The sequence below is a fragment of the Conexibacter sp. JCM 18997 genome (assembly GCF_055391915.1).
The window spans coordinates 3,727,220-3,740,320 of the sequence record NZ_AP043885.1 but is presented as its reverse complement, the minus strand read 5'-3'; the positions used below and the strand labels follow the sequence as shown (position 1 = coordinate 3,740,320).

The following is a 13,101-nucleotide window of genomic DNA, read 5'->3' as shown; positions in this document are numbered from 1 at the left end:
GATCCTAATTACGCTCTGCCCCGGTGGATGTGACCGACCCCGAAGCCCCGCTGTCGGCCTCGGGTGCCCTGCGCCTGTTCGCCGCCGACGCCCCCGACCGCGTGGCCCTCGAGGTCGACGACGCCCGCTTCACCTACGCCGAGCTGGACGCCGCCGCCGACGCGGTCGCGGGGCGGCTGCTGCACGAGCTCGGCGATGGCCACCACCACGTGCTGGTGTGCATCGAGTCGACGTGGGAGCTGCTGGTGGCGACGATGGCGCTGGCCCGCGCCGGCGCGGTGTCGGTGCCGGTCGATCCGACGACGCCGCCCGAGCGGCTGGCCGCGCTGGCCGCGCGGGCCGAGTGCGTGTGGGCGCTCAGCGATCTGGACCTGACGCTGGGTGACGTGCCGGTCCGGCGCCCCACGGCCATCGCCGCGGCCGGTCCGGCGGGGGAACCGGTCGACCGCCAGCCGGGCGAGATCGTCTCGATCGCCTTCACGTCCGGCTCCACGGGCGAGCCCAAGGGCATCCTGGTCGGGCGCGCCCAGCGCCCCACGGGCACCAGGACCGCGAACCTGTCCGACGCGCACGAGGTCCCCGAGGCGCCGCGGGCCGGCCTGCTGGCGGCCGGCTCGACCGGGATGGTCGAGCTGACGCTGCAGAACTACGTGCTGATCGGCGCGACGATCGCCGCCTACGAGATCCGCCGGCGGGGCATCGTCGGCTTCGGCGGCTGGCTGCGCGACGCCGGGGTGGCCGGGATCCCGCTGATCCCGACGATCGCCCGCCACCTGGTCGCCGCCTGGCCCGAGGAGCTGGTGGCCACCGGGGTCTACGCGGTGTTCCTGACCGGGGAGACGGCGACGTGGGCGGACGTGGCCGCGCTGCGCGCGCGCCTGGAGCCCGGCGCCACGATCTTCAACTTCTACGGGACGACCGAGACCGGCCCGTGCCTGCAGCTGATGGTCGGCGCGGACGCCCCGCTCGAGGACGGCCCGCTCCCGCTGGGCCGGCCCGTCGCGGGCGCGACGGCGACGATCGTGGGCGACGACGGCGAGGAGCTGCCCGACGGCGAGATCGGCGAGCTGGTGATCGAGAGCGCCCAGACCGCGCTGGGGTACTGGCGGGCGCCCGAGCCGAGCGCGGCGACGTTCGTGGCGGTCGGTGACGGCCGGCGGCGTGTGCGCACCGGCGACCTCGCGCGCCGGTTGCCCGACGGCACGCTGATCCACCACGGCCGCCGCGACCATGTGGTCAAGATCGCCGGCAACCGCGTGGAGCTGGGTGAGGTGGAGAGCGCGCTGCGCGGCCTGGATGGCGTACGCGACGCGGCCGCGACGACGTACGAGGCGGCCGGAGACCTCCGGTTGGCGGCGGCGATCGTGCTCGACCGGCCCGACGCGCTGTCCGGCCCGCGGGCGCGCGCCGAGCTGGCCCGGCGACTGCCTGGGCCGCTGGTGCCCGACACGATCGCCGTGCTCGACGCGCTCCCGCTGCTGCCGGGCGGCAAGGTCGACCGCCGCTCGCTGCCCGTCGACCGCCGTGCCCCCGGCGGGCCGCCGCCGACCCCGCCGCGCACCGAGACCGAGCGCGTCCTGTGCGAGCTGTGGCAGGCGATCCTCGGCGGCGAGGCGGTCGGCGTCGACGACGACTGGTTCCTGATCGGCGGCGACTCGCTGCGTGGCGCGCGCCTGATCGCGGCCGTCGTCCATCGCTTCGGCGTCGAGCTGCCGGTCTCGGCGCTGGTGCAGGCGCCGACCGTCGCGGCGCTGGCCGCGCTGGTAGAGCGCGGCCAGGTCGACTGGTCCCCGCTGGTGTGGGTGCGGCGGGGCGATGCGCGGCCGCCGTTGATCTGCGTCCACGGCGCCGCGGCGGACGTCGTGTGGGCCGAGCTGCTGGCCCGGCACCTGCCCGCCGACCAGCCCGTGCTGGCGCTGCGCGGGCAGGCGCTGGACGGACGCCGGATCGCCGAGACGTCCATCGAAGCGCTGGCCGACCGCTACCTGGAAGCGGTGCGCGCGGACGTGCCGACCGGCCCGTACCGGCTGTACGGCCTGTCGCTGGGCGGGCTGATCGCGCTGGAGATGGCCCGTCGACTACGGGCCGACGGGGAGACCGTCGAGCTGGTCGCGCTGGGCGACACGTCCGAGCCTGGCCGCTACCACCGCGGCGCCCCGGTGACCGCGCCCCGGAGACCGCTCTCGGCGGGGCAGGTGGCGCGATCCGGCGTGCGGCGGGCGCGACGGTTGTGGGCCCGGGCGCGCGGCGACGTTCGCCGCGAGCGCGAACGACGGGCGCAGGCCCAAGCCGAGATCATGCGGGCGCTGGCCGGCGGACCACCGGTGTCGCTCCCGCTGCGCGAGCGCTTCCTGATGGCGCTCTACGGCGGCCTGGCCGCCGCGTACATGCCGGCCGTGCCCTACCCGGGCGACGTCCTGCTGGTGCATTCGCTCAGCGGCTCCTCCAGCGCCGCCGGCTGGGCCCGGCACGTGGCCGGCCGCCTCGACGTGGTCGCGTTCGACGGCCAGCACTGGGAGCTCGGTCGCGAGCCGCAGATCGCCCAGCTGGCCGAGATCCTCAGCGCAGCGGGGCGCTGAGCCGCTCCAGCGCCGGCCCGCAGCGGCGGGCGACGTCCTCGGCCACGGCGGCCAGCGACCCGCAGGCCACGACGCCGATGCACACGCGCTCGCCGACGGTCCATGCCGTCACGTTCAGGCCCATGTTGTCGGTCAGCGTGCTGAGCGAGTGGATCTCCCGGACCTCGGCCCCGCCGAGGCGCAACGGCCCGGGGGGCGCGACGACGGTCGAGACGACGAGCCCGTACGGCGGCCGGCCCAGACGGCCCATGGCCGCCACGATCGCGCCGTACCCGCGCGTGGCGAAGCGGTACAGGTTCCACCAGCCCAGCAGGGCCGCGCCGGCCTCGCCCCCGCGCCGCGCCCGCCCGGCCGCGATCGCCGTGCGCAGCGCGCGCAGCCGGACGACGGGGTCGGGATCGGGCGAGGCCCACACGGTGACGATCACGTTGCGGTTGCCCCACGGCCACTGTCGCGGGCCGGTGGCCAGCGCGATCGGGATCATCACGCTCAGCCGGGGCGATGGGCCGCGGGCGGCCAGGTGTGCGCTCACCGCGTCGCTGATCAGCGCGGTGATCACGTCGGCCGCCGTGGCCTGCGTCGCGGCGCGCACCCGCCGGACGGCCTCCAGCTCCAGGGTCACCGTCGCGAAGGCCCGGCTCGGTTCCAGCGGGCCGCTCCAGGGGAGCGCCGGGCCGGCGAAGGCGCGCGCGGCCGTCGGCCCTCCGGCGGCCGTGACCGCCCGGCCGTGCCGCGCGGCCCGGACGCTGCGGGCGCACCAGCCCGGGAGCGACCGGGCGAGGGCGCGGCGCTCGGCGGCCCGCGAGCGTCGGAGCGCCTGCCGGTCCGGGAGCGGCTCGGGCTCTGGGCCGGGCCCGCCGGCGGCCTGCCCGCCGAGCAGTGCCCCCAGCAGCAAGGGGGTCGCCGGACCGCCGGCCAGCGCGTGGTGCACCTGCAGGATCACCGCGCCGCCGTCGCGGACGCCGCGCAGGAGGACCATCCGCCACAACGGCCGGCGACGGTCGAGCAGCTCGGCGGCCAGCTCCGACATGGCGGCCCGCAGCTCCCCCGGCCCGCCGGGCGCCGGCACGTGGCGCTCGACGACGTGCCAGTCGAGGTCCGGCGGCCCGCGATCGACCCACACGGGCTGGTGGGGCGGTCCGGCCACGATCAGGCGCAGCGGCTCGATCGCGCCGATCCGCTCGGCCACCTGCGCGCGGACGGCGTCCAGCGAGGGCGCCCGATCCAGCGTCACCAGCTTGAGCGTGTGCATCGGCGCCTGTGGGCGCTCCTCGACCAGGAAGAAGGTGTCGACGCCGCGGACCGCCCGCACCGGCTCAGCCCCCGATCGCGTCGAGGAGGACGCGCGCCGCGGTAGCGGCCCCGGCGAGGCGGCGTGGCCGGCGCAGCTCGACCGTGGGCAGCGCGGCCAGCTCCAGGACCGCGGCGGGGTCGCCGGTCGCGCGCTCCTGCGGGGCGGCGGCCAGGCGGCGCAGCCGTTCGGCGGGCGGCAGCGGCACGACCTCGGCCCGCTCGCCCCAGGCCAGGTACACGATGCCCGCCAGCGGCGTCCGCGCGGGCGCCGGCCCCAGGCGCAGCCGCTGCCGCGTCCCGCCGCGCACCGGGTCAGTCGGCGCGGGTAGCGCGGCGGCGCTGTCGGGCCGCAGATCGACGAGCCGCGGGCCGCCCAGGACGTCCCCGTCGCGGACGATCGCGATGTCGTCGCCCAGGACGGTCGCGCCGACCAGCGCCGCCGTGGCCAGCAACGAGCTCTTGCCGGCCTCCTTGGCGCCCAGGATCAGCCAGGCCCCGGCGGCGCCGACCAGGGCGCCGCCGTGGAGCGCCAGATCGCCGCGCGCGCGGGCCAGGCGGATCGCCGCCGTGGCCAGCAGCGGATGGGCGAGCATGTCGGCCGGGGCCAGCGGCAGGTCGGCGTGTGCGCCGTCCGCGGTCAGCGCGGCGCGGACGAGGTGGCCCGGCTGCTCGAACGGCGCCCGATCGGTGGTCCGCGCGACGGTCAGCAGCGGCCAGCCCGCAGCGCCCTCGACGGCCAGCCACGGGTCGCCCTCGGCGCCGTCCACGCGCCAGCCGTAGGCCGCCGCCTCAGGCATCGGCGCCCTGGGTCGCCCACCACGCGGTGGCCAGCAGCAGCGCGCTGCGGAAGTCCGGGCGCGACGGCTGCAGCCACGTCGCGCGCAGGATGTCGGCGTCCACGAGATCGGGATCGAAGGTCTGGCCGTCCCAGTCGCGGGCGAACGCGCGCCAGGGCTCGCCCACGTACACGCCCCAGAACGTGGCCTTCGTGGGCCGCTGTAGCAGCGCATCGGGCACCCCGGCGGGGCCGGCCAGCGCCGCCGTGGCGGCTGCGCGCCCGCCGAAGCCGTTGGCGCCGCCGGCCCGGGCCAGGGCGGTGACGACGCCGGCGTCGAGCAGGGGCGCGTGGAAGCGCACGTCGTGCGGTGCCAGCACCCGCGTGTAGGTGGGAACCTGGTCGCTCGCCGCGCGCAGGCGCGCCTCGCGCCGCACGTGATCGTCGAAGCGGCGCGGCTGCGCGCCGTCGAGCTTCAGGCGCCGCAGCGCGGCCCGCCGGCTCGGCGTGGCGATCCACGGCGGCGGGCCCAACGACGGCCGGTGGCGGGCGCGGCGGAAGGCCAGCGGCGCGTGGGAGAAGGCGGCCGACAGGGCCAGACGCGGGGTGCGGGGGGCACGACGAGCCGCGGCGTCGGCCACCGCCGACCAGCGCCAGCGGCCCAGCAGCTCGTCGCCGCCCACGCCGAGCACCAGCGATCCGCCGGCGGCGTGCGGCGCGAAGGGCAGGGCGAAGCTCGCGTTGGCCGGCGCGAACGGGCCGACGCGGCGGGCCAGCTCGCGCCAGGCATCGCCCAGGACCTGGAGGCCGTCGCCGGGCTCGAGCACCACGTGATCGGCGGGCCGCAGCGCGGCCAGCGCGCGGCCCTGCCAGTCCGTCTCGTCGGTCTCGTCCAGCGCGGGGAAGCGCAGCGTCACCGGGATCGGCTCCGGCAGCCCCTCTCGGCGTGCGGCTTCCAGCGCCACGGCGAGCAGCAGCGTCGAGTCGCGCCCGCCGGAGAACGCGACCACGCATGGTGGTCGGCGCAGGGCGGGCAGCAGCGCGGCGACGAGCGCGTCGTGGGGCGACGGCCCGACAGCGCGGGCGGCGACCGGTGGCCCGGCCGGGCCCAGGGGGAGGCCGAGCGCGACGTCCAGCGCGTCCAGGCCGGGCGGCAGCGAAAGATTCCTAGACTGGCCGCTGATGACGGACGGACGGTTCAAGCTGCGGGCCGAAGATCTCAACTGGCGGGAGGTCGAGGGGGAGCTGCTCGTGCTCGATCGCGCCGCCGGTCGCTACCTGAGCATGAACCCGACGGCGACCGTTCTGTGGCCGTACCTGCAGGTCGGCGCGACGAGGGCGGAGTTGACGAGCGCGCTGGTCGCACGCTGGCCCGAGGCCGAGCCGGCCGCCGGGTCCGACGTGGACGCCTTCCTGGCCTGGCTCGACGAGCGTCAGCTGCTCGAGAGCTAGTGCCCTGATTCGGACACTAGGAGCCGTCGAGCAGGCTGCTGCCGTCGGGACCGGTGCTGACCTTGGTCTGGGTCAGCTCGGCGACGGAGCCGAGGTCGGTGGCCGCCGGAGCCACGTACGGTGCTGCCGTCTCGGCGTGAGGGGTGGTCATCAGTGACTCGCTTTCTGGATGCAACGACGCCGTTCCCGGGCGCCTGGTGGAGGCGATTCTAGTCGGCCGGCGCGCAGCACGCTGGAATTCTTCCCGTGCCGCCGAGCACCGATGACGTGCGAAGATCCGCGCGATGGATCGTGCATCCGTGGCGCTCGACGGTGTGTCCAAGCGCTACGGCCCGACCGAAGCGCTGTGCGACGTCACGCTGGCCGCCGGGCCGGGCGAGATCGTCGCGCTGCTGGGCCAGAACGGGGCGGGCAAGTCGACCCTGCTGCGGATCGCCGCGGCCTCGACGGTGCCCGACACCGGGACCGTCCGGGTCGCGGGGCTGGACGCGGTCGCCGACCCGCGGGCGGCGCGCCGCATCGCCGGGCTCCTGCTGGCCGAGGAGCGCTCGCACTACTGGCGGCTGAGCGGCCGCGCCAACCTGGCCTTCTTCGCCGCGCTGCACGGCCTGGACCGCCGCGCCGCGGCGGTCCGCGCCGACGCGCTGCTCGGCGAGCTGGGCTTGGCCGAGGCCGCCGACCGCCCGGTGTCCGGCTGGTCGACCGGCATGCGCATGCGCCTGGCCCTGGCCCGCGTGCTGCTCGGCGATCCGCGCGTCCTGCTGCTCGACGAGCCCGCCCGCAGCCTCGATCCGACCGCCGCGGTGGAGCTGCGGGCCACGCTCGCGCAGCTCGTCGCCCAGCGCGGGTTGGCCATGATCGTGGCCACCCACGACCTCGAGGACCCGGCGGCGCTGGGAGCCAGCAGCGTGGTCCTGCACCGCGGCGAGGTGCGCGAGCGGCTGGCGGTGGGCGCGCCGGCCGGCGAGCTGGCCGCGCTGCTGGCGGAGCTGGCCGCGGCATGAGCTGGCACGTCCTCGCCGCCTACGTCCGCCGTGACGTGGCGATCGCCCGCTCCTACCGGATCGCCTTCGCGCTGCAGCTGCTGGGCACGCTGATCCTCCTGTTCGTCGTCTTCCAGGTCAGCAAGCTCGTCGCCCCGGCCGGCTTCGCGCAGACGGCCGGCATCGACACGTCCTACTTCGCCTGGGTGGTCATCGCGCTCGCGCTGCTGCGCCCGGTCCAGATCGCCATCACCGGGCCCTCGGCCAGCGTGCGCGGCGAGCAGACGACCGGGACGCTGGAGGCGGTGCTGGCCACGCCGGTGCGGCCTGTGTGGGCGGTGGTGGCCGACGCCGCGTTCGACGTCCTGCTCGCGCTCGTCGCCTGCGTGACGGTGATCCTGCTGGCCTGGTTGGTCTTCGGCGCCGAGCTGTCGACCGGTCCGCTGGCGCTGCTGGTCGCCGTGCTGGGGATCGCGTTGACCGTCGCCGTGATGCTGGCGATCGGGATGATCCTGGCCGCCGGCACGCTGCTGTTCAAGCAGATCCTCGGGGTCATCTCGCTCGTCGTCGGCGGCCTGGTGATCGTCTCCGGCGCGTGGTACCCGCTGGCGCTGGTGGGCGGGTTCCTGGAGGTGCTCGGCTGGTGCAGCCCGATCGCCTGGGGCCTGGAGGTCGAGCGCCAGGCGCTGCTGGCCGACCACGTCGAAGGCGGGCTGCTGGCCGCGCTGGCCGGCGCCGCGGTCATCGGCCTGCCGCTGGCGGCGGTGGTCTACGAGCGGACGCTGGCGCGGGTGCGCCGGACCGGCTCACTGAGCCACTACTGAGGCGCTACTTCGCGCTGGTCGACGCGGGCTTGCCCGACAGCGACACGACGGTGCCCTGCCGGGCCCGCAGCGTCGGCGTGCCGCGCAGCTTCAGCGTGCCCGCGAACGGCGTGGTGATGCTGCTCGCGCGCACGGTGCGCACGGCCTTCCAGCCTGAGCCGACCGCGCGTTCGATGACCACGGATCCGACCGCCGGCGCCATGCCCCAGTAGCGCACGCGCCCCTTGCCCGCCTTCAGCACGACGAACGGGAACCTGTAGGCGGTGGCCGACGGCTTGGCCGTGCCGTCGAGCAGGAACGGCCCGGACTGGTAGGTCGTCGCGTAGCTGGGCGTCGGCGCCTGGTCGCGCAGCCGGTACCAGCCGATGCGCCGCACGCCCTGGCGGGCCAGCTCGTAGAACGCCTGCTGCATCCAGTCGGCCTGCATGGCCGCGGGCACGCCGTCGGGATCCGGCGGGGAGCTGTCCCAGGACACCTCCATGGCCCACAGCTGCTTGGTCGCGCGGGGCAGGGCGGTGCCGTTGCGCACCGCCGCGCTGACCAGCCGGGAGATCTTGCCCATGTCCGGGACGCTGACGTCGTCGGCGTTGGCGGCCGGGGCGAACGGCCCGCGCACCGAGTACGGATGGTGGTCGATCACGTCGAAGTGCGCCGGGTCCGAGCAGCCCGGCGTGCGCTTCAGCGTGGCGCTGACGCACAGCAGGTCGCGGTAGAACAGGACCGGCTGGATGCGCGACCCGCCGGGCTCGGGGTCGCCGAACGGCGCGGTCCCCCCGGCCACGATCAGCGCGCCCGGCGCCTCGGCCTTGACCCCGGCGTAGAACGCGTTGAGCAGGCCCCGGTAGACGTCGGGGCTGGCCGCCTGGAAGGTGCCGTTGCTGGCGCGCGTCCACTGCGGCGTCAGGTACTTGTCGAGGTTGACCTCGTTCCACGGCTCGTAGGCGTCGACGCGCGGCAGCCCGTTGTAGGCGCCGGAGTAGCGCTTGGCCAGCGCGCGGGCGAACTGGCCGTAGGCGTCGGGGTTCGGTCGCCAGGTGCCGTTGGCCGCGGTGGCCGGCTTGTCGGCGCCCTGGGCCCACGTCGGCGCGCCCGTCATGGCCACGACGATGTCCAGACCGCGGGCCGTCGCGGCGATCACGGCGTTGTCGAGGTTCGTCCAGCGATAGGCGGGATCGGCTGGATCCGTGGGGTTGGCCGGCTCCTTGGGCGCGACGCCGGACCAGCCGGAGTCGACGCGGATGAAGTCCGCGCCGGCGATCTTGGCCTGGTCCAGCCACACGTCGCGATCGGCGCTGGCGCCCGAGAACGTGCCATCGACAAAGCCGATCTGCAGGCTCGCGGCGCTCGCGGGACCTACGATGCAGCCGCAGATGAGGAGGGCAAGGGGGAGGGACAGCCAACGGGGCACGGGCTTCAACGTACGCATCCCCGATCAGAACACTGACGATCGCCGTCAGGATCGGTGGCGTCGTTCCGTACCACTGGCCATGCGTCGCGTCGTGTGCGTCCTCCTCCTGCTTGCTCTGATCGCCCCGGCCTCGGCTGTCGCCCAGTCGTCGGTCGCGCCTCCGGGCAACGCCGGGGTCGACGAGTACCAGGAGAGTGTCCCCACCGCCTCGGGCAACAAGCCCACCACCGGCAAGGACGGTGCCGTCACCAACGACGGCTCCGGCGGCGGCGCCAGCGACCCGCTGACCCGCTCGGCCGAGAAGGCGCTCGACGCCCAGGGCGCCGACGGGCAGGCCGCCGCGCAGGTGGCCCGCCAGACCGCGCCGTCGGGCGCGGGCGTCGCGGCCGGCAACGGCACGGGTGGTGCCGCGGTGCAGATCACGCGCGAGCACGAAGCCCCGTCGGCGATCGGCTCGCTGGCCTCGGCGATCGGTGGCAGCGGCGGTGACGGCATGGGTGCCGCGCTGCCCGTGCTGCTGTTGGTGACGGCATTGGGAGGGGTCGCGTGGGTGCTCGTCCGTCGCCGGGCGGTGTGACCTCGCGCGGGCGCTCCTCGCGCTCGCGCTCCGGTTCGCAGGCCCTCACGCTGGCCTGGCTGCCCGAGCCGCTGGTCCTGGCCAGCTGGGTCCTGGGCTTCGCGCCGGTCCTGTATCTGGCGCTGCAGGGCGGCGGCTACGACGCCGTCGTGCGCAACCAGGTGGGCATCGCGGTGTGGTGGATCGTGCTGATCGGCGCCGCCATCGGCGTGCTGCCGCGCCGGCGCATGGGCTGGGCCGCGTTCGCCGGGCTGGGCGTGTTGGCGCTGCTCGTGGTGTGGACGCTGATCGGCACGTCCTGGACCGAGAGCCGCGAGGCGACCGTCGACGACGCGGCCAAGGTCGCGGTCTACGGCGGCGTGTTCGTGCTCGCCCTGGCCATGCAGGGCAAGGCGAGCATCAACCACGTGCTCAACGGCATCGCCGTGGCCATCGGCGTCGTCGCGCTGCTGGCCGTGCTCTACCGCGTGCACCAGCAGTGGTTCGACGTCTCCACGATCGACGCCACGTTCGAGACCAACGCGCGCCGCCTCAGCTACCCGCTGAACTACTGGAACGGCCTGGCCGCGTTCCTGGCCATCGGCCTGCCGCTGGTCGCCCGCGCGGCGATCGGCGCGCGCACGCTCGTGGCCCAGGCGATCGCCGCCGCGACCGTGCCCGTGATGACGCTGGCCGTCTTCTTCACGGTCTCCCGGGGCGGCGTCGCCTTCGTCCTGGTCGCCGCGGTCGTCTTCGTCGTGCTGCTCCCGCGCCGGCTCACCGCGCTGCCCACGCTGGCCCTGATGGCCGCGGGCAGCGCGATCCTGATCGTCGCCGCCGACGGGCAGACGGCGCTCAAGGACGGCCTGCGCACGGCGCTGGCCCGCTCCGAGGGCGACGACCTGCTCGCGCTGATCGTCGTCACCTGCCTGGGGATCGCGCTGGCCCAGGCGGGCTACGGGCTGGCCCTGCGCCACGTCACCGTGCCCGGCTGGCTGCGCCCGAGCCGGCGCGTCACCGCGCTGGCCGCCGGCGGGGCGCTCGTCGTGGCCATCGTGATCGCGCTGGCCGCGGGCGCGCCCGGCAAGATCGACGACGAGTGGCAGCAGTTCAAGAGCCCCGGCGCCGGCGTGGTCAACGAGCGCAACAGCGCCTTCAGCCGTCTGGACAGCCTGTCGGGCAACGGTCGCTACCAGTACTGGCAGTCCGCCGACCGCGCCCACGCCAGCGATCCGCTCAAGGGGATCGGCTCGGGCACCTTCGAGGCCTGGTGGGCCCGCGATCCGGCGCGCTCCGGCGGCTTCGTGCGCGACGCCCACTCGCTGTACGCCGAGACGTGGGGCGAGCTGGGCTGGATCGGCACGCTGCTGATCGGCGGCGGCATGATCGCGCTGCTGGCCATGGGCGTGTGGCGCGCCGTGCGGGCGCGCAGCGAGCAGCACCGGCTGGGCATCGCCGCCGCGACCGCCGGCGTGGCCGCGTTCGCCACCGCCGCCGCGGTCGAGTGGATCTGGGAGATCGCGGTGATCCCCGTCGTGCTCTTCCTGCTCGCCGCGGTGATCCTCGGTCGCGACCCCGGCGCCAAGCTGCGTCGCAACAGCCGCCAGATCCCGGCCCGCGTCGGGCTGGCCGTGCTGTCGGTCGCCGCCGTCGTGCTGATCGCCATCCCGCTGGCCTCGACCAAGGACGTGCGCGACAGCCAGTCGCTGGTGACCCAGGGCGACCTGTCGCTGGCCTACGAGAAGGCCGCCGACGCCGCCGCCGTGCAGCCGTACTCGGCCACCGCGCTGATGCAGCAGGCGCTCGTGGCCGAGACCGCGGGCGACCTGTCCGGCGCTCAGCAGCTGGCCGAGAAGGCCACCCGCGCCGAGCCGATGAACTGGCGCACCTGGCTGATCGCCTCCCGCGTGTCCGCGCGCCGCGGGCAGGCCAAGCGCTCGGTGGCGGAGTTCCGCCACGCGCGCTCCCTGAACCCCGACTCGCCGCTGTTCCGCCAGCGGGTGAAGGAGAACTGACATGAGCGACTGGTCCGCAGACCTCCCGGGCGAGGAGCCCGAGATCATCGTCCTGGCCGAGCGCCTGCAGCGCGACCGGCCGGTGCCCGCGCCCGCGTTCCGCGGAGACCTGCGCCGCCGGCTGGCCGGGACGCGCGCCGGCGCGTCGCGCCCGAAGCTGCTGTGGGGACGCGTCGCCGCGCTGACCGGCAGCGGCGGGGCGCTGCTGGTGATCGCCGGCCTGGGCGCCGCGGGCGCCGGGCCGCTCTCGATGTAGCTAGGTGTCCTGCTCGCGGACTTGCTGAACGCGGGTGATGGGTGGTCGGCCGCCGGCGGCTGAGTGTGGGCGTTGGCGGTTGTAGAAGCGGATGAACGATGACAGGGCGCGGTCGCGTTGGGTGCTGTTGGGCCAAACGCGGCTGTGGGCCCATTCGGTGTCCAGGGTTTGCCAGAAGCGCTCGATCTTGCCGTTCCAGCGGGGGGTGTAGGGCGGCGTGAGGATGTGGCGGGCACCGAGCTGGTGCAGTGTTTGGGCGAACTGGTGGCTCTCGGAGTAGCACTTGGCGTTGTCACTCATCACCGCCTGGACGGGGCCGCAGCCTTGTTCTGCCATCCAGGCCGCGGCGCGCTTGAGCGTGGCTGAGACGGTGTGTTTGTTCTCGGCTGCGTGCAGCTCGCAGTAGGCCAGGCGGGTGTGGTCGTCGATCACTCCGATGACCACCGTCTTGCCCGCCCCGCGCGAGCGCTGGGCCTGGGAGCGATCACCGGTCGCCCAATGCCCGGGCTCATCGAACTTCGCTGCCGAGAACGCGTCGATGTGCAACAAGGCGCCGGCTTGGGTCCACTCATAGCGCTTGCCAACGGTCGCCCGCTCGCTGCGGCGTCGGCGGCTGACGCCGTGGCGCCTGAGCACCTTCCAGTTCGTCGAGCGGTGACGGCCGGTCAAGAACGCCAGGCGCATCGGCCCCCAGTTCGTGCGTTGGCGCGCGTCGAGGATCTCGCGCTCCTGGGCCGCCGTCAGCGCCCAAGGACACGACAGCGGAACCGGCCGCCTCGGCGCCAAGCACGAGAAATCTGCCCTCTCGGCCTCGCTGGCTTGGCCGAACCGGTCACACATCGTCTTGACCGTGGTTGGCGAACACCCGACCGCCGCGGCGATCTGCCGCAACGACTCGCCCGCCTGGCGGCGGCGGACCATCTCGATCCTCGCCGCCATCGCATAGCGACATCTACGGTC

Annotated in this window: 13 protein-coding genes; 7 read left to right on the top strand and 6 right to left on the bottom strand. The window is 75.2% G+C overall.

Features of this window, described 5'->3' with window-relative positions; translation table 11 throughout:
* Positions 1 to 23: 23 nt before the first annotated feature.
* The gene (locus ACZ5UI_RS18850; protein WP_464189770.1) at positions 24 to 2,579 is read left to right on the top strand and encodes an AMP-binding protein; all 2,556 of its coding nucleotides are present in this window, start codon (positions 24 to 26) and stop codon (positions 2,577 to 2,579) included.
* On the opposite strand, the gene ACZ5UI_RS18845 is transcribed toward ACZ5UI_RS18850, so the two are convergent.
* Genes ACZ5UI_RS18845 through ACZ5UI_RS18835 form a run of 3 tightly spaced genes read right to left on the bottom strand, consistent with a single transcriptional unit; the run spans position 2,560 to position 5,849 of the window.
* The gene (locus tag ACZ5UI_RS18845; RefSeq protein WP_464189768.1) at positions 2,560 to 3,891 is read right to left on the bottom strand and encodes a wax ester/triacylglycerol synthase domain-containing protein; all 1,332 of its coding nucleotides are present in this window, start codon (positions 3,889 to 3,891) and stop codon (positions 2,560 to 2,562) included. The genes ACZ5UI_RS18850 and ACZ5UI_RS18845 overlap by 20 nt on opposite strands.
* A 4-nt stretch (positions 3,892 to 3,895) precedes the next feature.
* Positions 3,896 to 4,669: a hypothetical protein gene (locus ACZ5UI_RS18840; protein WP_464189766.1), complete on the bottom strand. Its 774-nt coding sequence runs from the start codon at positions 4,667 to 4,669 to the stop codon at positions 3,896 to 3,898.
* Complete coding sequence (locus ACZ5UI_RS18835) at positions 4,662 to 5,849, bottom strand: asparagine synthase-related protein (RefSeq protein ID WP_464189764.1); 1,188 nt, start codon at positions 5,847 to 5,849, stop codon at positions 4,662 to 4,664. Before ACZ5UI_RS18835 ends, ACZ5UI_RS18840 begins: the two co-directional genes overlap by 8 nt.
* On the opposite strand from ACZ5UI_RS18835, the gene ACZ5UI_RS18830 reads away from it, so the two are divergent.
* On the top strand, positions 5,830 to 6,099 hold the full coding sequence (locus ACZ5UI_RS18830) for a PqqD family protein (protein WP_464189762.1): 270 nt from the start codon (positions 5,830 to 5,832) through the stop codon (positions 6,097 to 6,099). The genes ACZ5UI_RS18835 and ACZ5UI_RS18830 overlap by 20 nt on opposite strands.
* Positions 6,100 to 6,115: 16 nt before the next feature.
* Here the strand turns inward: ACZ5UI_RS18830 and ACZ5UI_RS18825 are convergent, their stop codons facing one another.
* Complete coding sequence (locus ACZ5UI_RS18825; protein ID WP_464189760.1) at positions 6,116 to 6,250, bottom strand: lasso RiPP family leader peptide-containing protein; 135 nt, start codon at positions 6,248 to 6,250, stop codon at positions 6,116 to 6,118.
* A 133-nt stretch (positions 6,251 to 6,383) separates the two neighbouring features.
* Here ACZ5UI_RS18825 and ACZ5UI_RS18820 point away from each other — a divergent pair, with 133 nt between their 5' ends.
* Positions 6,384 to 7,103: an ABC transporter ATP-binding protein gene (locus tag ACZ5UI_RS18820; RefSeq protein WP_464189757.1), complete on the top strand. Its 720-nt coding sequence runs from the start codon at positions 6,384 to 6,386 to the stop codon at positions 7,101 to 7,103.
* The gene (locus tag ACZ5UI_RS18815) at positions 7,100 to 7,906 is read left to right on the top strand and encodes an ABC transporter permease (RefSeq protein WP_464189755.1); all 807 of its coding nucleotides are present in this window, start codon (positions 7,100 to 7,102) and stop codon (positions 7,904 to 7,906) included. The genes ACZ5UI_RS18820 and ACZ5UI_RS18815 overlap by 4 nt, the downstream gene beginning before the upstream one ends.
* 4 nt (positions 7,907 to 7,910) lie before the next feature.
* On the opposite strand, the gene ACZ5UI_RS18810 is transcribed toward ACZ5UI_RS18815, so the two are convergent.
* Positions 7,911 to 9,314 (bottom strand): hypothetical protein, encoded by a 1,404-nt coding sequence (locus ACZ5UI_RS18810; protein ID WP_464189753.1) that lies wholly within the window; start codon positions 9,312 to 9,314, stop codon positions 7,911 to 7,913.
* 91 nt (positions 9,315 to 9,405) lie between these two features.
* Here ACZ5UI_RS18810 and ACZ5UI_RS18805 point away from each other — a divergent pair, with 91 nt between their 5' ends.
* From ACZ5UI_RS18805 to ACZ5UI_RS18795, 3 genes are read left to right on the top strand one after another with little or no spacing between them, the layout of a single operon-like run.
* A complete protein-coding gene (locus ACZ5UI_RS18805; RefSeq protein ID WP_464189751.1) occupies positions 9,406 to 9,891 on the top strand; it encodes a hypothetical protein in 486 nt (161 codons plus the stop codon).
* Complete coding sequence (locus ACZ5UI_RS18800) at positions 9,861 to 11,885, top strand: O-antigen ligase family protein (RefSeq protein ID WP_464189749.1); 2,025 nt, start codon at positions 9,861 to 9,863, stop codon at positions 11,883 to 11,885. Before ACZ5UI_RS18805 ends, ACZ5UI_RS18800 begins: the two co-directional genes overlap by 31 nt.
* Before the next feature lies 1 nt (position 11,886).
* Positions 11,887 to 12,141 (top strand): hypothetical protein, encoded by a 255-nt coding sequence (locus ACZ5UI_RS18795; protein ID WP_464189747.1) that lies wholly within the window; start codon positions 11,887 to 11,889, stop codon positions 12,139 to 12,141.
* Here the strand turns inward: ACZ5UI_RS18795 and ACZ5UI_RS18790 are convergent, their stop codons facing one another.
* The gene (locus ACZ5UI_RS18790; RefSeq protein WP_464189744.1) at positions 12,142 to 13,080 is read right to left on the bottom strand and encodes an IS481 family transposase; all 939 of its coding nucleotides are present in this window, start codon (positions 13,078 to 13,080) and stop codon (positions 12,142 to 12,144) included. It lies immediately after the preceding gene.
* Between the last annotated feature and the right edge of the window lie 21 nt (positions 13,081 to 13,101).